This is a genomic window from Streptosporangium sp. NBC_01810 (assembly GCF_035917355.1).
In the GTDB taxonomy this organism is placed as follows: Bacteria; Actinomycetota; Actinomycetes; order Streptosporangiales; family Streptosporangiaceae; genus Streptosporangium.
The window spans coordinates 5,245,960-5,263,616 of record NZ_CP109070.1 but is presented as its reverse complement, the minus strand read 5'-3'; the positions used below and the strand labels follow the sequence as shown (position 1 = coordinate 5,263,616).

The 17,657-nt window shown below is 70.2% G+C and carries 19 protein-coding genes; 15 read left to right on the top strand and 4 right to left on the bottom strand.

Annotated elements, in window-relative coordinates; genetic code table 11:
- Positions 1–118 precede the first annotated feature (118 nt).
- From OIE13_RS23320 to OIE13_RS23305, 4 genes are all read left to right on the top strand, one after another.
- Positions 119–1,003: a zinc metalloprotease gene (locus OIE13_RS23320; protein WP_326636595.1), complete on the top strand. Its 885-nt coding sequence runs from the start codon at positions 119–121 to the stop codon at positions 1,001–1,003.
- Positions 981–2,369, top strand: coding sequence for an MFS transporter (locus tag OIE13_RS23315; protein WP_326828757.1), 1,389 nt, complete (start codon positions 981–983; stop codon positions 2,367–2,369). Before OIE13_RS23320 ends, OIE13_RS23315 begins: the two co-directional genes overlap by 23 nt.
- 98 nt (positions 2,370–2,467) lie before the next feature.
- Complete coding sequence (locus OIE13_RS23310) at positions 2,468–3,349, top strand: hypothetical protein (protein ID WP_326828756.1); 882 nt, start codon at positions 2,468–2,470, stop codon at positions 3,347–3,349.
- Positions 3,350–3,494: 145 nt separating this feature from the next.
- Positions 3,495–5,246: a DEAD/DEAH box helicase gene (locus OIE13_RS23305; protein ID WP_326636601.1), complete on the top strand. Its 1,752-nt coding sequence runs from the start codon at positions 3,495–3,497 to the stop codon at positions 5,244–5,246.
- 82 nt (positions 5,247–5,328) lie between these two features.
- Here the strand turns inward: OIE13_RS23305 and OIE13_RS23300 are convergent, their stop codons facing one another.
- The 3 genes from OIE13_RS23300 to OIE13_RS23290 form a co-directional block, all read right to left on the bottom strand.
- Positions 5,329–5,958 (bottom strand): hypothetical protein, encoded by a 630-nt coding sequence (locus OIE13_RS23300; RefSeq protein WP_326636603.1) that lies wholly within the window; start codon positions 5,956–5,958, stop codon positions 5,329–5,331.
- Between the two features lie 198 nt (positions 5,959–6,156).
- Complete coding sequence (locus OIE13_RS23295) at positions 6,157–6,732, bottom strand: nicotinamidase (protein WP_326636605.1); 576 nt, start codon at positions 6,730–6,732, stop codon at positions 6,157–6,159.
- Between the two features lie 4 nt (positions 6,733–6,736).
- Complete coding sequence (locus OIE13_RS23290) at positions 6,737–8,014, bottom strand: nicotinate phosphoribosyltransferase (protein WP_442811741.1); 1,278 nt, start codon at positions 8,012–8,014, stop codon at positions 6,737–6,739.
- 52 nt (positions 8,015–8,066) lie between these two features.
- On the opposite strand from OIE13_RS23290, the gene clpS reads away from it, so the two are divergent.
- The 6 genes from clpS to OIE13_RS23260 all read left to right on the top strand — a co-directional run bounded on the left by clpS (position 8,067) and on the right by OIE13_RS23260 (position 11,123).
- Complete coding sequence (gene clpS / locus OIE13_RS23285; protein ID WP_030906445.1) at positions 8,067–8,354, top strand: ATP-dependent Clp protease adapter ClpS; 288 nt, start codon at positions 8,067–8,069, stop codon at positions 8,352–8,354.
- Positions 8,355–8,463: 109 nt separating this feature from the next.
- Positions 8,464–8,988 carry a DUF2017 domain-containing protein gene (locus tag OIE13_RS23280; protein WP_326636611.1) on the top strand — a complete coding sequence of 175 codons (525 nt, stop codon included), beginning with the start codon at positions 8,464–8,466 and terminating at the stop codon, positions 8,986–8,988.
- Positions 8,989–8,997: 9 nt separating this feature from the next.
- Positions 8,998–9,414: a M67 family metallopeptidase gene (locus OIE13_RS23275; protein WP_326636613.1), complete on the top strand. Its 417-nt coding sequence runs from the start codon at positions 8,998–9,000 to the stop codon at positions 9,412–9,414.
- A 37-nt stretch (positions 9,415–9,451) separates the two neighbouring features.
- On the top strand, positions 9,452–9,607 hold the full coding sequence (locus OIE13_RS23270) for a hypothetical protein (RefSeq protein ID WP_326636615.1): 156 nt from the start codon (positions 9,452–9,454) through the stop codon (positions 9,605–9,607).
- Between the two features lie 88 nt (positions 9,608–9,695).
- Positions 9,696–9,974 (top strand): MoaD/ThiS family protein, encoded by a 279-nt coding sequence (locus OIE13_RS23265; protein ID WP_326636617.1) that lies wholly within the window; start codon positions 9,696–9,698, stop codon positions 9,972–9,974.
- 201 nt (positions 9,975–10,175) lie between these two features.
- Positions 10,176–11,123, top strand: a complete 948-nt coding sequence (locus OIE13_RS23260; RefSeq protein WP_326636619.1) for a PLP-dependent cysteine synthase family protein — start codon at positions 10,176–10,178, stop codon at positions 11,121–11,123.
- Positions 11,124–11,355: 232 nt separating this feature from the next.
- On the opposite strand, the gene OIE13_RS23255 is transcribed toward OIE13_RS23260, so the two are convergent.
- Positions 11,356–13,164 (bottom strand): DUF3352 domain-containing protein, encoded by a 1,809-nt coding sequence (locus OIE13_RS23255; RefSeq protein WP_326828755.1) that lies wholly within the window; start codon positions 13,162–13,164, stop codon positions 11,356–11,358.
- A gap of 439 nt (positions 13,165–13,603) precedes the next feature.
- Between OIE13_RS23255 and OIE13_RS23250 the strand changes: the two genes are divergently transcribed.
- From OIE13_RS23250 to OIE13_RS23230, 5 genes are all read left to right on the top strand, one after another.
- Positions 13,604–14,395, top strand: coding sequence for a thioesterase family protein (locus tag OIE13_RS23250; protein WP_326636623.1), 792 nt, complete (start codon positions 13,604–13,606; stop codon positions 14,393–14,395).
- Between the two features lie 196 nt (positions 14,396–14,591).
- Positions 14,592–15,413, top strand: a complete 822-nt coding sequence (murI, locus tag OIE13_RS23245; RefSeq protein WP_326636625.1) for a glutamate racemase — start codon at positions 14,592–14,594, stop codon at positions 15,411–15,413.
- A 114-nt stretch (positions 15,414–15,527) separates the two neighbouring features.
- On the top strand, positions 15,528–16,280 hold the full coding sequence (locus OIE13_RS23240) for an MBL fold metallo-hydrolase (RefSeq protein WP_326636626.1): 753 nt from the start codon (positions 15,528–15,530) through the stop codon (positions 16,278–16,280).
- A 5-nt stretch (positions 16,281–16,285) separates the two neighbouring features.
- Positions 16,286–17,002 (top strand): ribonuclease PH, encoded by a 717-nt coding sequence (gene rph / locus OIE13_RS23235; protein WP_326636628.1) that lies wholly within the window; start codon positions 16,286–16,288, stop codon positions 17,000–17,002.
- Positions 16,999–17,607, top strand: a complete 609-nt coding sequence (locus OIE13_RS23230; RefSeq protein WP_326636630.1) for an XTP/dITP diphosphatase — start codon at positions 16,999–17,001, stop codon at positions 17,605–17,607. The genes rph and OIE13_RS23230 overlap by 4 nt, the downstream gene beginning before the upstream one ends.
- Positions 17,608–17,657 lie beyond the last annotated feature (50 nt).

Genomic DNA, 17,657 nt, shown 5'->3' with positions numbered 1-17,657 from the left:
TCGCCACCGATGAGGCTACGGTCGGGATGTCGCCGGGGGGCGGCGAGCGACCAGTGGCTGGGATCTGTCGGGGGAATCCATGTTTCGGCGTGCGATCGCCGTTGTTTCCGCATGCCTGTTGACGGCGCCCACCCCCGGCAGGGAACCCGCCGCGCCCGGGTGCGTCCTCGCCTCCAGAGCCGCTCACGTCATGGTGCGGGGGGCGGCCCGGCCCGTGCCGTCTCCCGAGCCGTCTCCGGTGCCGTTCGCCCATGTGCCCGTCGACGGAGGGTCCCGGTCGAGACCGCTCCCGCTCGTGCTTCCCATCACGGTGCCCACCTGGGTGCACGTCATCACCGACGGTCGCCTCGGTGCGTCCGACGCCGCCGTACGCGACCAGGTCGCCACGCTCAACGCCGCCTACTCCGGGCGGCTCGGCGGGGCGGACACCGGGATCCGGTTCAGGCTGGAGGGCATCACCCGCACCGTCAACGCGACCTGGTTCCGCGCCCCCGTCACCCACGAGCGGTCGATCAAACAGATGCGCAGGGGCGGCCCCGAGACCCTCAACCTCTACCTCGCCCAGCTCAGCGAGCTGGTGCTCGGCTACTCCACCTACCCCCACGGATACCGGAAGGCGCCCGCTCTCGACGGCGTGGTCGTCGACTGGCGCAGCCTGCCCGGCGGGGCGATGCGCAGCTTCGACAAGGGATTCACCGGGGTCCACGAGATCGGCCACTGGCTCGGACTGCTGCACACCTTCGAGAAGGGCTGCGAGGCCGCGGGCGACGGCGTCGCCGACACCTCGCCCGAGGGGCAGCCCACCGAGGGCTGTCCGCTGGTCAAGGACACCTGTGAGGGGGGTGGGCCGGATCCGATCCACAACTTCATGGACTACTCCGACGACCGCTGCATGTCCGGGTTCACGCCCGGTCAGGCTCTCAGGATGCAGGAGATGTGGGTCGTCCACCGAGATGCGGGGCGGACACTACCCTTGACAGGTGACAGTACCGAAGGCACTTGACGCTCCATACGAATCCCCTCGGCTCTTCGGCCCCGAGTACCGCACCGCCTCCCTCGGCATCCTGCTCGTCGTCACGCTGATCGGTTTTGAGGGCATGTCCGTGGGCACGGTCATGCCCGCCGTCTCGGCGGATCTCGACGCCCTGGGCCTGTACGGAATGAGCTTCTCGGCCTTTCTCATCTCCGGCCTGCTCGCCAACGTCGTGGCCGGCCTCTGGTCCGACCGGCGGGGACACGCCTGGCCGTTCCTGCTCGGCGTGGGACTGTTCACCGCAGGTATGGTCCTGGCCGGAGCAGCCGGGACCAAGGAACTGTTCATCGTGGCGCGGGCGGTGCAGGGCCTCGGTGGCGGCGCCGTCATCGTGGCGATCTACGTGATGATCGCGCGGGTCTACGTCCCCGAGACCAGGCCTCGGGTGTTCGCCGCGCTGTCGGCCGCCTGGGTGCTCCCCGCCCTGCTCGGGCCGGCCCTCAGCGGGATCATCGCCGAGACGGTCGGCTGGCGGTGGGTCTTCTACGGCATCGTGCCGCTCGTCGTCCCCGCCCTCGTGATGCTGCTGCCCGCGCTGCGTACCCGGGAGGGCCGGACACCCGAGCCCTCCACCGGGCCCCGGTCCAGGCCGCTGGCAATGACCCTGGCCGCAGTCGCCACAGCGGGCGGTGGCGGGGCGCTACTGTACGGCGTGGACCGCCTGCAGGACACCCCGGTGCCCGCCGGGGTCGCCGTCGTGGCCGGGCTGGTGTTCCTCGCCGTGGGGCTGCCCAGGCTGCTGCCGCCCAGGGCACTCGGATTCGGCCGCGGTCTGCCCACCACGATCATGATGCGCGGGGTGCTCGCCTCGGCCTTCTTCGCGGTCAACTCCTTCATCCCGCTGCTCCTGACCGAGGTGCGAGGCTTCTCCGTCGCCGAGGCGGGGGTCGCGCTCACCACCGGTGCCCTGGGCTGGACCACCGGTTCCTACCTGCAGAGCCGCCGCTCATACGATCGTCCCCTGCTGGTCGGGGTCGGCTCCGCGGCGATCACCGCGGGCATCCTGCTGACCCTGCTCGCGCTCGTACCCGGTATCACCGGCTGGGTCACCGTGCCCGCCTGGGTCGTCGCCGGGTTCGGCATGGGCATCGGCACGACCAGCGTCAACATCACCGCGATGCGCCAGTCGCCCGATGCGGAGCAGGGCGCCAACTCCGCCGCGCTTCAGGTCGTCGACACCCTGGGCGGCGCGCTCACCATCGGTTTCGGCGGGGTTCTGATCAACCTGATCGGCCATGACGACATCGCCACCGGCTACACCACGATCGTCGTCCTGATGGCCTCCCTGGGGCTCTTCGGGGTGATCGCGGCACGGCGCATGCGTGACATCTCATGACTCATTGGTCACTCCTGTAACAGCGATCACCCATAGCCGGACCACGCCGCGGGATGCATGGTAGGACGGTAGGACCGTGACCGCCGGGAGGAGGCCCAGTGCACGAACGACCTCGCCGGTCGGACCCGTTGGACGAGCCCGGCCATGACGGGGAGCACCGGTCCCGGCGGGCCAGAAAGGCCGAACAGAAGGCCGCCCAGAAGGCCGCCCAGAAGGCCGCACGGAAGGCCGCACGGGAAGCCGAGGACCAGGGTTGGCCGCCCGGAGATCCGGACCTCGACGACGAGCGCCGCCCCTGGCCGCCGCCGGAGTCCGAGCCGTCCGATGACCGCTCCCACCTCACCTGGCCTCCCCGGATACCCGAGCCCGGCGACGACCTCCCACCCTCGGCCCGCTGGTACGGCACGCCCATCGCCCCGCCCCGGCCCCGCCCGGGGCGTCTGCGCAGCCTGCTGCTCGTACTGCTCACCCTGGCCGTCGGCGGCGGCGTCGTCGCCGGCGCGGTCGCGGTGGCGTTGCGATCGGTGCCCGCCCCGCCGCCGGGACAGGTGATCGATCCGGTCGCGGGGGTCGGCTACCCGCTGCCCGACGGCTGGCGCGTGGGCACGGCACCGCCTGTCACGGCGTTCAGCTCGGCCGCGGGCGACGGTGTCAACACGACGGTGATGGTCATGCCGGCGGAGCCCGCGGCCGACGTGCGCGCCACCGTGGCCGAGCTCAGTGACCTGTACGAGAGGCTCCTGCTCCACGGAGACAAGGTGAAGGTCGTGGACGACACGGAGATCACCGTGGGCGCGCGCACCGGGCACGCCCGCTCCCTGCGCGCCGAGTACCTGGATGTGGTGAACCGGCCGGCCTACCTTCGCGTGGTCTTCCTCACAGGTGCCGGAGTGCGCCCGGTGGTCGTGGTCGCGATGACCCAGCCGGACGACCCCGTGTCGCGGGCCGAGATCGATACGGTGATCGGGGGCCTGCGCTGACGCCCGGCCTCCGCGAGCCGCCGCCTGACCGACCACAGTAGGCAAAAGATCTGCAGGACAGGGCCTAGCACGTGGAGACGACCTTGGCGAGGATCTCGGCCGATCGGCACGTCTTGTCGGCGACGCAGATTACCCTGGGGACACTGTGAGCACTTTCGCCGCATCCCACCTCTCGCCCTCATATCCGGACCGTGCCGCCTGGGGCACCGCGCCGAAGCTTCGCGCGTGGCAGCAGGAGGCCCTTGACCTGTACTCCAGCCGTGAGCCACGCGACTTCCTCGCGGTCGCCACGCCGGGCGCGGGCAAGACGACCTTCGCGCTCCGCATCGCCGGCGACCTTCTGTCGAGAGGGATGATCCGGGCTGTGACGATCGTCACACCGACGGAGCATCTCAAACAGCAGTGGGCGGACGCCGCGGGCAGGGTCGGCATCGCGATCGACCCCGAGTTCAAGAACAGCCAGGGCGCGACCTCCCGCGACTACATCGGGGTGGCCATCACCTACGCCCAGGTGTCCATGCATCCGGCGCTGCACCGCGCCCGCACCGAGGCGCGCAAGACACTCGTGATCTTCGACGAGATCCACCACGCGGGCGACGCGAAGTCCTGGGGCGACGGCGTACGGGAGGCGTTCGAGCCCGCCGCCCGGCGCCTCGCCCTGACCGGCACCCCCTTCAGGTCCGACATCAACCCGATCCCCTTCGTCACCTACGCCGAGGACGGCGACGGGATCCGGCGCAGCGTCTCCGACTACTCCTACGGGTACGGTCCCGCGCTCGCCGACGGTGTCGTCCGCCCGGTCATCTTCCTCGCCTACGCCGGTGAGATGCGCTGGCGGACCCGCGCCGGCGACGAGATCGCCGCGACCCTCGGCACCCCGCTCACCAAGGACCAGCTCGGCCAGGCCTGGCGGGCCGCGCTCGACCCGAAGGGCGAGTGGATTCGCCAGGTCCTCCGGGCGGCCGACCGGCGCCTGACCGAGGTGCGCAGGGGCGTACCGGACGCCGGGGCCCTGGTCATCGCCACCGACCACGAGACCGCCCGCGCCTACGCCCGCCACATCAGGACCATCACCGGTGAGGGCGCCACGGTCGTGCTCTCCGACGACCCGGCGGCCTCCAAGAAGATCAAGGAGTTCTCCGCCTCCGGGCAACGCTGGCTGGTCGCCGTCCGGATGGTCTCCGAGGGCGTCGACATCCCGCGCCTGGCCGTCGGCGTCTACGCCACGAGCATCTCGACCCCGCTGTTCTTCGCCCAGGCCGTCGGCCGCTTCGTCCGGGCCCGTAAAAGAGGCGAGACCGCGTCCGTCTTCGTGCCCTCCGTGCCGACCCTGATGGGGCTGGCGGCGGAGCTGGAGGCCGAGCGCGACCATGTGCTCGACCGCAAACCCCCCGAGGAGGGACTGGACGACCTCCTCCTGGAGGACGCCCAGCGCAAGAAGGACAACCCCGACGTGCTGGGCGACGAGCTGCCGTTCGAGACCCTGGAAGCGGTCGCCACCTTCGACCGGGTGCTCTTCGACGGCGGCGAGTTCGGCAGCGCCGCAGAGACCGGCTCCCCCGAGGAGGAGGACTTCCTCGGCCTGCCGGGCCTGCTGGAGCCGGACCAGGTCCGGACCCTGCTGAGCAAGCGCCAGTCCGACCAGCTGAAGGCCAGGCGGACCAGGCCCGAGCCCAAGGAGCCTCAGCTTGCCCCGCACGAGCTGATCGCCAACCTGCGCAAGGAGCTCAACGGCCTCGTCGGCGCCTGGAACCATCGCACCGGCCAGCCCCACGGCGTCATCCACGCCGAGCTCCGCAGGTCCTGCGGTGGCCCCGCCATCGCGCAGGCCTCCGCCGAGCAGATCCAGGAGCGGATCGACAAGATCCGCCACTGGGCCACCCAGCGCTCCCACTGACCCGGCCACCGGGTCGCGCACGGCGCCGGCGCCGTGCGCGACCGGTCAGCCATGCGCGACCGGTTAGCCGAAGGCGATCGGGTCAGCCGAGGGCGATCGGCCTGCCGGTCCGGCCGTCGATCGCCCGGAACCCTCCCTCGGCGCGCACCGGTTGTGCGAGTGGTACCTGCAGGGAGGCGACGCCGCCGGTGACGCTCACCGGCCGCGTAGTGGCGCCCGAGGTGCGACTCTCCGCCTCGCCCTCGCGCATCCAGACCCTGATCGTGCGGTTCCGGTGACGCAGGACCACGGTCGCGGTGTCACACTCGTCGGTCCTGGCCGTCCAGAAGAGCGTCACGCCCCGCAGCGCGCCCTGGCGGCGGGCCAGACGCACCCGCTCGGGAGCGGGCATCCTGCCCGGGCAGGATGCGCTTTGCCGGTCCTGACCGGCAGGCTCTGCCCGCGCACCCCGCTGAGCCGCCTGCGCGGACGGGGACGGTGCCGGGGATGGGGCCGGGGATGGGGCCGGGGCCGGTGTTCGGGCCGCCGGCTGCGGGGGCGCGGCGATGAGGGTCCGCGGCGGGATCTGGACTGTGCTGGTGGTCCAGATCGTGGCCACCTCCAGCGAGACCAGCGCCAGCACGCTCGTCAGCCGCACCAGCGTCCCGCCGCGAAAAAGGTTCCACAGGCACAGCGGGGTCAGGACCAGCCAGGAGACACCGAGCACGAACATATGAGGTCACCACCGGGAGTAAGAGGTCTCAGCTCTCCGTGATACTCCTGTCGCGGCGGGTGGTGGTTGTGTTTACCCACCCATGCCGGTCCGGTAGTCGTTCGAATGCTCAGGGCTCATCCGGGACGGGTGCCGGCCGGGGTGATCCGTACCGAGATCGCGGTGGGTACGCGGCCACGGTGCTCGGGTGGGGAGCCGTCAGGCCGGGCGGACCACGGGGGTGCCGGTGAGACGGGCCCCGGCGGAGCCGAGCTCGGCGAGGGCGGCCTCGGTGGTCGGGGCCGCCACCCCGGCGGTGAGGTCCAGCAGCACCTGGACGGAGAGGCCGTGCGCGAGCGCGTCCAGGGCGGTGGCCCGCACACAGTGGTCGGTGGCGATGCCGACGACGTCCACCGCCTCCACGCCGCGCTCACCGAGCCAGTCGGCCAGGCTCGTACCGTCGGAGGTGACGCCCTCGAAGCCACTGTAGGCGGCGGCGTGGGCGCCCTTGCTGAACACCTCCTCCACCCGTCCGGTGTCGAGGGCGGGATGGAAGTCGGAGCCGGACGTCCCGGCGACGCAGTGGACGGGCCAGGAGTTCACGTAGTCGGGTTCGGCGGCGAAGTGGGAGCCGGGGTCCACATGGTGGTCGCGGGTGGCCACGACGTGGTCGTAGCCGTGCGATGCGGTGTGCCGGGAGATGGCGGCGGCCACCTCGGCGCCGCCGCCGACCGGAAGGCTGCCGCCCTCGCAGAAGTCGTTCTGGACATCAACGATGATCAGTGCGGTTGGCATGTGGTCAGTCAAACACGGTGGGGAGCGCGGCGTAGCCCCGGGACAGCTGGTGGGCGTTGGCGGGCAACTCGGCGAGGACTACGCGGTGCCGGGCGCGGGCCGCGTCCAGCTTCTCGCGGCCGACGACCTCGCCCTCCCTGACCAGCGGGACCTGCAGCGGACGGGCGTCGGGGGGAAGGTCACCGGAGGTGGTGACCAGCTCGGCGACCGCCGTGCCCGCCGGGTCGAGCCTGCGGAAGGCGTTCTTGCGGCCGCCCCTGCTGGGCTTGCCCACCGACTTCTTGGCCACCGGCCGCATGACCCCGTCGGCGTCCTGGCGGGCGACGAGCTTGTAGACCAGGGCGGCGGTGGGCGAGCCGGAGCCGGTGACCAGCGACGTGCCGACGCCGTAGCCGTCCACGGGCGCTGCCGACAGCGCCGCGATGGCGTACTCGTCGAGGTCGCTGGTGACGATGATCCGGGTCTTGTGCGCGCCGAGCGCGTCGAGCTGCTCGCGTACCTCGTGGGCCACCTGGACGAGATCGCCGGAATCGAGGCGGACGGCGCCGAGGGAGGGGCCGGCCAGCTCCACCGCGGTCCGTACGGCCTGGGCCACGTCGTAGGTGTCGACCAGCAGCGTGGTGCCGGTACCGAGGGAGGTGATCTGGGCTTGGAAAGCCTGCTCCTCGGAGTCGTGGAGCAGGGTGAACGCGTGGGCCGCGGTCCCGGCCGTCGGCACGCCGTACACGCGGCCCGCCATGAGGTTGGAGGTGGAGGAGAACCCGCAGAGGTAGGCGGCTCGCGCGGCGGCCACAGCGGCCGCCTCGTGGGTGCGTCGCGAGCCCATCTCGATGATCGGCCTGGTCCCGGCGGCGCCGACCATGCGGGCGGCGGCGGCGGCGATCGCGCAGTCGTGGTTGAGCACCGAGAGGATCACGGTCTCCAGCAGCACCGACTCGGCGAACGTGCCCTCCACCGTCATGATCGGGGAACCGGGGAAGTAGCACTCGCCCTCGGCGTAGCCGTCCACGTCCCCCGAGAACCGGTACCCGGCGAGGAAGGCCAGGGTGGGCTCGTCGACAACCTGATTGTCTTCGAGGAACGCCAGCGACTCCTCGTCGAAGCGGAAGGACTCCAGCGCCTCCAGCACCCGTCCGGTGCCCGCGACGACCCCGTAGCGCCGTCCACCGGGCAGTTGCCTCGCGAACACCTCGAAGACCGCACGCCTGGAGGCGGCGCCGCTTCTCAGCGCCGCCTCCAGCATCGTCAGCTCATAGTGATCGGTAAGCAACGCGGTGCTCATGCTCTTTGTCACGAGTCGAAGACTAATCCCGGGGTAGGGCAGACTGGTGAATGTGGGTAGCACCGCTCCAACAGAGGTCGAGCGTCCGTCAATCGACGTAAGGCCCGATCTGCCATGGTTGACGATCGTCTGGAACGACCCGGTCAACCTGATGTCCTACGTGACGTACGTCTTCCGAACCGTCTTCGGATATTCCAAGGAGAAGGCGGAGAAGTTGATGCTCGACGTGCACCACAAGGGTAAAGCCGTGGTCTCCAGCGGCACCCGTGAGGAGATGGAGCGCGACGCGCAGATCATGCACTCCTATGGGCTGTGGGCCACGGTCCAGCGGGATTCGTGAGCGGGCGGGCGGTCCGCCCCCACCCGGCGCCGTGCGGTGGCGGGCAGCGGGCCGGTTCTGGGCGACGGGCGGGTCTTGGGCGGAATCCACGAGGAATGGTGGGCGAGAGATGAGTTCGGGGTTCAAGCCAGGGCGCGAGGGCGGTGTGATCACGGGCTTCGACGCCGCCGAGGTGTCGATCCTGCGCTCGCTGGTCACCCAGATCCTGGGCCTGATAGAGCCGGGGGAGACCGGCGACGACCCTCTGGAGAAGGCGCTCGGCATCGGCACGTCCGAACAGTCCAACGATCCGGTGCTGGCTAGGCTGTTTCCCTCCGCGTACGAGGACGGTGAGGCGGCCGCGGAGTTTCGCCGGTACACCGAGGTGACGCTGCGCGAGGGCAAGCGGGCCGACGCCAAGGCGATGCTCGACAGCGCCGAGCCCGGCCAGGTCGAGCTGACCAGGGAGCAGGCGCAGGCGTGGATGCGCGCGCTGAACGACGTGCGGCTCGCGCTCGGCACCCGGCTGGAGGTGACCGAGGAGGTGCACGACGAGATCGCCGACATGTCGGAGCACGACCCCCGCTACCCGGCGTACGTCATCTACGACTGGCTGACCTACCTCCAAGACACCCTGGTCCGAGCCCTTTGGTAGCTTTCAGACATGCTCACGATCTCTCGGGAACTGGTTGACAAGATCATCACGCACGCTCGGGCGGACCACCCCGACGAGGCCTGCGGCGTGATCGCCGGGCCCGTCGGTTCCGACTCCCCCGAACGCTTCATCGCGATGGAGAACGCCGAGCGGTCGCCGACGTTCTACCGGTTCGACTCTCTGGAGCAGTTGCGCGTCTGGCGGGAGATGGACGACCGCGACGAGGAGCCGGTGGTCATCTACCACTCCCACACCGCCACCGAGGCGTACCCCTCCCGCACCGACATCTCCTACGCCTCCGAACCAGGAGCCCACTACGTGCTGGTCTCCACCCGCGAGGAACTGGGTGAGGAGGCCGAGTTCCGCTCGTACCGGATCGTCGACGGTGTCGTGAGCGAGGAGAAGGTGACGATCACCTCCGGGTGACCGTCCCGGGTGTACGGCCGTGAGGTGGATTGTCCCTTTGGGTAAGCTGGTGGGCATGCTGACCGCCGCCCCGAGCCAGGAGGACGTCGTGCTCTCGCGTCCCGGCCTATGGGCACGGCACGCGGACGTCGCGCCCGTGCAGAACTTCCTGTTCGCGCACACGCCCTTCGTCGTCGTCTACGACTGTCGCTGACCGGCTTTTCTGGAATCCTCCGGTGCTCGCCGGTGTTCTGAAACCGGTGGGCCTTACTCCCATGACGACACAAGGAGATTGACCCGCGATGGCCATTGAGGTTCGCATTCCGACGATCCTGCGCCCCTACACCGACGGTGCCAAGGCCGTTGACGCCAAGGGCGCCACGCTTGAGGAGCTGATCGGCGACCTGGAGGCCCGGCACCCCGGGCTGAAGGAGCGCCTGGTCGACAAGGGCGCGCTGCGCCGCTTCGTGAACGTCTACCTGAACGACGAGGACGTCCGCTTCCTGGGCGGGCTGGAGACCCCGGTCGCCGACGGCGACACGGTCACCGTTCTGCCCGCCGTGGCCGGCGGCTCCCGCTAGTGGCCCCACACCGAACGTTGACCGGGAAACCCGCAGCGGGGAACAGACGTTCCGGCCCGGAAAAGCCCGGTCAAGGTTCGGAGACGCCCCGCTAGCCGCGCGGCGCCGCCCGCCTCTCGCGGGACCTCGAAGGGTCCCGCGAGAGGCGGGCGGCGCACCTCGCTGTCGTTGGTAGGACTACAGAGGCGGAAGCCGTACACCATGCGTTTTGACTCACTGATCGACTCGGTCGGCCGGACCCCGATGGTCGGCCTGCCCAGGCTCTCGCCCTCGGAGGACGTGCGGATCTGGGCCAAGCTCGAAGACCGCAACCCGACAGGTTCGATCAAGGACCGTCCGGCGCTGTGGATGATCGAGCAGGCGGAGAAGGACGGGCTCCTCCAGCCGGGCTGCACCATTCTTGAACCCACGAGCGGCAACACCGGCATCTCGCTGGCGATGTCCGCCCGGCTCAAGGGTTACAAGCTGATCTGCGTGATGCCGGAGAACACCTCCGAGGAACGCCGCCAGCTGCTGCGCATGTGGGGGGCGCGGATCATCTCCTCGCCCGCGGCGGGTGGCTCCAACGAGGCGGTCAGGGTCGCCAAGGGCCTGGCCGCCGAGAACCCCGACTGGGTGATGCTCTACCAGTACGGCAACCCGGCCAACTGGCGCTCGCACTACGAGTCGACCGGGCCGGAGATCCTGGCGGACCTGCCGTCCGTCACCCACTTCGTGGCCGGTCTGGGCACCACGGGCACCCTGATGGGCGTCGGCCGGTTCCTGCGCGAGCAGGTCCCCGACGTGCGGATCGTCGCCGCCGAGCCGCGCTACGGCGAGCTGGTGTACGGCCTGCGCAACGTCGACGAGGGCTTCATCCCCGAGCTGTACGACGCCGAGGTCCTGACCACGCGTTTCTCCGTCTCCTCCGCCGACGCGCTCCGGCGCACCCGGGAACTGCTGGCCGCCGAGGGTATCTTCGCCGGGGTCTCCACCGGGGCCGCGCTGCACGCCGCGCTCGGCATGGCGGCCAAGGCCGTCAAGGCGGGTGAACGGGCCGACATCGTCTTCGTGGTCGCGGACGGCGGCTGGAAGTACCTGTCCACCGGCGCCTACGAGGGGACGCTGGAGGAGGCCGAGGAGCGGCTCGAAGGCCAGCTCTGGGCCTGACGCGAGTTCCGCGGCGGACGACCGGAGCGGCCGGATCCGTGAGGCCCGTCGTGGGAAGCGGAGCCGGGATCGGTGGGCATGGGGCCGGGCGGCGAATGGCAGGTGAACGGCGAAGGGCGGGCGTCCCGGTGGGACGCCCGCCCTTCGCCGTTCACGATGGGGACCGATCCCCGGCGGGCGGAAGCCCGGCCGGGGATCGGGGGAGGTCTGATCGGTCAGGAGCCTCGGAGAGCTAGTCGTTGAACAGGAGCCTCAGCGAGAAGGTCGCCTCGCTGCCCGACTGGGTGCCGCTCATGCCCATGCCGCGCAGCACCTGGAGGTTGGCCTTCTCGTCGCCCTGCAGGCCGTTGAGATAGAGCTTCTCCACCTTGTCCAGGTCGACGTAGACGGCGAAGGTCGCCTCGTCGGCGTTGGGGATCGCGAGCTGGAAGGTCTCGCTGTCGCCCAGGGTGCCGTCCTTGTCGAGCTCGGCGGCGTACTCCTGCGAGCTGGCCAGGACGAAGGTGCCGTCACCGGGGACCTTGGCGAGCTGCGGGACGGTCGTCCCGGTGCCGGCAAGGTACTTCTCGATCTTGCCGACGATCTCCTGCGCCTTGGCCGGGTCGGTGACGATCTTCGCGCCGAACTTCGGCTGGTCGCCGTCGAGGCCGTTGGCGTCCAGCGCGAGGGTGATGTTCTTGCCGAGCAGCGTCACCAGATCGTCGGGAAGCGCCAGCCCGGACTGCTGCTGGGCCTGGTCGACGAGCTGCTGCACGCCACCGCCGCCGGCCGTGTCGGCCGACTTCATGAGCTGCGTCCACTGCTTGCCGATCATCTCGCCGAGACCGGAGAACGAGGCCGCGCCGGCGGTGGAGGCCGGCAGCGCGCTGATCCGGGAGGCTTCGAGGGTGCCCATGTCCAGGTCCTGGGCGCCGCGGCTGATGCCCGCGAGCTCGACGTACCCGCTGTCGAAGCGGAGGGCGCCGGCTACCCGGACGTTCTTGATCTGGGCGAGGGCGGTGGGGTCCTGGGTCGTCAGCTCGGGAGCCAGTTGGGCGATCTTGCCGGCGTCCGCCCAGAAGGAGAGGACGCCGGTCTCGCCGAGGGCGCTCAGGTCCTCGGAGAAGGTGGCGTTCTCCGACAGCGGCGCGGCGGCCGCGGCCTGGTCGGCCTCCGCCTGGGTGGGGCTGAGCAGCGCGTAGTCGTCGCGGAAGGCGATGCCGTACTTCTCCTCGCCCATCAGCTTGGCGATGCCCGCCTTGGCCTTGTCCTGGTCGGTGACCTGGACGGCCACCACGGCGCCGGGCTCCTTGGCGCCCTTGGCGGGCGGCACCGCGGCCACGCCGACGCGAACGCCGAGCCACGGCTCGATGTCGGTGGCGTAGTTAACCTTGCTGAGGCTGTCGGACTCCTTCTTCAGCAGGTCGAAGATGGCCTGGCGCGGGTCGTCGCCGCTGAAGGAGTCCTTGGTGGTGGTGAACTTCCTGGCGATGTCGAACAGCGCCAGCTTCTGGTTCGCGGCCGGGTCGAGGTCAAGGCGTACGTAGCCGATGGCGTTGGCGGGCAGCACGTCGTGCGGCTGCGTGCCGCCGCCGCTGAGCAGGTTGACCGCGAAGACGCCGCCGCCGCCCACCAGGACCACGACCAGCGCGGCGATCGCCGCGAGCAGCCAGCCCTTACCGCCCTTGCGCGGGGGAGCTCCGGTCGGCTGCCCCGAGCCCAGGAAGTCGGGACCCTGCTGCCAGTTCCCCGCCTGCTGCTGGTAGGCCTGCTGGCCATAGTTCTGCTGCTGCTGGCCGTAGGGCTGGCCGGCCTGCTGGCCGTAGTTCTGCTGGCCGTAGTTCTGCTGGGGGTTGTACTGGGGCTGGCCCTGCTGCGGGTAGGGCTGCCCCTGCTGGTAGCCCTGCTGGGGCTGGGGGTATCCGGGCTGGCCGTTCTGAGGATAGGCCTGCGTGTGCGGTTGGTCGCTTCGCTGCGCGCCCTCATTCCAGCGGTAGGCGATCGTCCTGTCGGGTTGCTGATCCGGGGTGGGCGACTGGTCGGGGGGATTGTTGGCAGGCATGATCACTCACAATGTGGACTTCGTGGATATAAAGAAGCTAGTGCACATTGCTAGCAACCCGCTTGCATTGAACTAACCATGTGATTGGTACGTCTAAGCGGGATCGAGCCCGCTCTCTGGGGCTTCATTCGGCCTTATGGGCTTTGTCATGCTATTTCCGCAGGTGGTCGCCAGGCCTTCTTCCGGCCGGCTCTGACCTTTCCTGGGGCTCGGGCGGCTCCGGAAACCGTGGGGAATCTCGCGACCCGGTTGCCTTCAGACCCGTTTCGGGCTCGGTTTGGATTCGGATCGGTCTCGGGGTCAGGCTCGGGTGCGGCTTGGGTACGGCTCGGATTCGGCTCGGGTGCGGCTCGGCTGGTGAAGCGTCAGGGGGGCGGGGAAACGGAGGTCGCGGGGGGTAGGTAAAGTGAGCTCTCTAGAACAAGGTTCGGGAGTGTGGATGACGAAGTTCGACGAGGCGACAGAGGCGATCCGGGTGGACGAGACCACCTACGACGTGTGCCTCGACCCCGGATACTCAGTCGGCGGGCCCCTCAACGGCGGCTACCTGATGGCCGTGCTGCTGCGCGCGGTCGTGGACGCCTCCCCCCATGAGCACCCGGTGACCACCGGCGCCCAGTTCCTGCGCGCCGCCGTCCCAGGCCCCGCGCAGGTGCGCCTGGAGCAGATCAAGACCGGCCGCACCGTCACGATGACCCGGGCCAGCCTGGTCAGGGACGGCGACTCCATCATCGAGTCCCTCGTCACGACCGCGACCCTCGACGGCGCCGCCCCCGACTGGACGGACGGACCATCGGCGGCGATGCCGCCGATGGAGCGGTGCCTCCGGCTGCCCGCTCCCAAGACCGAGTCGAACATGACGCTCAACGCCCAGATGGACCTGGCGTTCGATCCTCCCACCATCGGGTGGCTCGACGGCAAGCCCAGCGGCCGCCCCGAGGCCCGCGCCTACTTCCGGATGGCCGAGCCACAGGACCCCGACCCGTACGTGCTGGCACTGGCCGTGGACTGCCTGCCGCCGGTGGTCTTCTCCGCCGGAAAGCGTGGCTGGGCCCCCACCGTCGACCTCACCTGGCACCTGCGCGCCCTGCCCGCCCCCGGTTGGCTGACCCTCATCGCCGGAGGCAGGCTGATCAATGACGGCTGGTTCGACGAGGACGTCGAGGTCTGGGACTCCGCGGGCCGCCTGGTCGCCCAGTCCCGCCAGCTGGCTCGCGTCGGGCGGGGCTGACACCCGCAGGGCCGGTCGGGCGAGCGGCCCCGCGCCTATCGCGCGACTTTCCATGTCGACTACGCCATCTGACACCCGCGGGGCCGGCCGGGTGAGCGGCCCCGCAGAGCGGGAAAACACAAGGCCGAATCGGTAATAGGCGTTGTGAGGATTCTTACCGTGTTCGATCGTCCCAGGTCGCCTAGCCTTGGGAACTGTGTCGCAAGCGAGTGTTGGAATCTTTGACAGCGGTGTCGGCGGCCTCACGGTGGCTCGGGCGATCATCGACCAGTTGCCCAACGAGTCGATCCTCTACGTGGCGGACACGGCGAGGCAGCCGTACGGCCCCAAGACCATCGCGCAGGTCCGCGCCTACGCGCTGGAGGTGATGGATCACCTTGTCGAGCACGACGTGAAGATGCTGGTGATCGCGTGCAACAGCGCCAGCGCGGCAGTGCTCCGCGATGCCCGCGAGCGCTACGACGTGCCGGTCGTCGAGGTGATCCAGCCGGCCACCCGCCGTGCCGTACGTGCCACCCGTAACGGCAGGGTCGGGGTGATCGGGACCAGGGCCACCATCGAGTCGATGGCGTACCACGACGCGTTCGCCGCGGCCCCCGACGTCCGGCTGACCGGAGTGGCGGCGCCGCGCCTGGTGGAGTTCGTCGAGCGCGGGGAGACCATGAGCGAGGAGCTCATCGACGTCATCCGCGAATACCTGGAGCCGGTGCTCGCCGACCGGTGCGACACGTTGATCCTGGGATGCACGCACTACCCGCTCCTCATCGGGCCGATCTCCTACGTGGTGGGAGACGGCGTCACGCTGGTGTCCAGCGCCGACGAGACGGCCAAGGACGTGTACCGCATCCTGCACGACCGGGGTCTGGCCGCCGTAGGGGGTGCGCCCAGACACCGTTTCCGCGCCACCGGTGACGCGGGCCTCTTCGCCGACCTCGGACGACGCTTCCTCGGACCGGAGATCGATGCGGTCGAGGTGGCGGTGGTGGGTGATGTTTCGAACAACGGGCATCGCGCGTGACGGTGTTCCGGCGTTCCGTAGGGGGAGCGCCGGAAAGGGCGGGGCGGCCACCGGCGCCCGCGCCGTGCCGCGCGGCGCGGCGCGGCGCCGCACTGTGAACCGTAGGAGGCCGCCGTGAGATTGACGATCATCGGGTGCTCGGGAAGCTTTCCCGGCCCTGACAGCCCTTCCTCCTGCTATCTGCTGGAGGCGGAGGGGTTCCGCATGCTGCTGGACTTCGGGAACGGCGCGCTCGGCGCGCTCCAGAGGCACCTCGGCCTGTACGACGTGGACGCGATCTGCCTGTCGCACCTGCACGCCGACCACTGCCTCGACATGTGCCCGTACCACGTGGTCCGCACCTACTCGCCCGAGGGCCCGCTGCCCAGGGTGCCGGTGTACGCGCCCGCCGACGCGCGCCGGCGCCTGAACTCGGCCTACGCGATGCCGGACGAACCGTCGCTCGACACGGCCTTCGACTTCGTGGAACTGATGCCGGGAACGTTCGAGGTCGGCCCGTTCGAGGTGACGACCGCGCTGATGAACCACCCGGTGGAGACCTACGGGTTCAGGGTCTCCCACGGCGGGCGCTCGGTGGCCTACTCGGGCGACACCGGCGAGAGCGCCGAGCTGGTCAAGCTCGCCTCCGGGGCGGACGTGTTCCTGTGTGAGGCGTCACACCTCGATCGGCCCGAACTCCCCGCCGGCCTGCACCTGAGCGGCCGCCAGGCGGCCGAGCACGCGGCCAGGGCGGAGGTGGACACCCTGGTGCTGACCCACCTGGTGCCCTGGAACGATCACGACCGCGTCAGGGAGGACGCCTCCCGCGGTGGGTTCGGCGGGCGCATGGAACTCGCACGAAGCGGGCTCCGGTATGACCTAGGGTGAACTTCATGGCTCGTGCAGATGGACGTTCTCCCGATCAGCTCCGCCCTGTCACCATCACCCGCGACTGGATCACCCACGCAGAGGGTTCGGTGCTCGTCGAGTTCGGCGGCACCAGGGTGCTCTGTGCCGCCTCCGTGCAGGACAGCGTGCCGCGCTGGCGCCGGGGCAGCGGTCAGGGCTGGATCACCGCCGAGTACGCCATGCTGCCGCGCGCCACGAACACCCGCAACGACCGCGAGTCGGTACGCGGCAAGATCGGCGGTCGTACCCACGAGATCTCCCGCCTGATCGGCCGCTCGCTGCGCGCCTGCGTCGACTACAAGGTCCTGGGCGAGAACTCGATCGTCATCGACTGCGACGTGCTCCAGGCGGACGGCGGCACCCGCACCGCCGCCATCACCGGCGCGTACGTGGCGCTGGCCGACGCGATCGCCTGGATGCGCGAGCGGAAGATGTGCGGCGCCGACCCGCTGATCGACTCGGTCGCGGCCGTCTCCGTCGGCATCGTCGGCTCCACGCCGCTGCTCGACCTCTGCTACACCGAGGACGTCGCCGCCGAGACGGACATGAACGTGGTGATGACCGGCTCCGGCGAGTTCGTCGAGGTCCAGGGCACCGCCGAGGGCAAGCCGTTCAACCGTGCCGCCCTCGACGAGCTGCTCGACCTCGGCGCGGCCGGCTGCGCCGAGCTCACCCGCCTGCAGCGGGAGGCCCTGGCATGAGCAGGCCCCGTGTCGTCCTCGCAACCCGGAACGCCGGGAAGATCGCCGAGCTGCGCCGGATCCTGGCCGATGCCGAGGTCCCGGTGGAGATCGTCGGGCTTGAGGAGTTCCCCGAGATCGGCGACGTCGCCGAGACCGGCCTGACCTTCGCGGAGAACGCCCTGCTCAAGGCGCACGCGGTGGCCCGGCAGTCCGGCCTGCCGGCGATCGCCGACGACTCAGGCCTCTGTGTCGACGCGCTGAACGGCATGCCGGGCATCTTCTCCGCCCGCTGGTCGGGAAAGCACGGCGACGACCTGGCCAACCTCGACCTGCTGCTCGCCCAGGTCTCCGACGTGCCCGCCGAGCACCGGGGCGCGCACTTCGCCTGCGCCGCCGCGCTGGCGCTCCCCTCCGGAGCGGAACGGGTGATCGAGGGCGCGCTGCACGGCGTGATCATCGATACCCCGCGCGGCACCAATGGCTTCGGCTACGACCCGATCCTGCTCCCCGAGGGTGAGACCCGTACCACCGCCGAGTTGTCCGCCGCGGAGAAGGACGCCATCAGCCACCGGGGTCGTGCCTTCCGCGCCCTGGCCCCCATCCTCGCCGAAGTGCTCGTCTGACTTATCCCGGCGAGTCTGTAATCGGCGTGTAAGAACCCGCGGCCCGGATG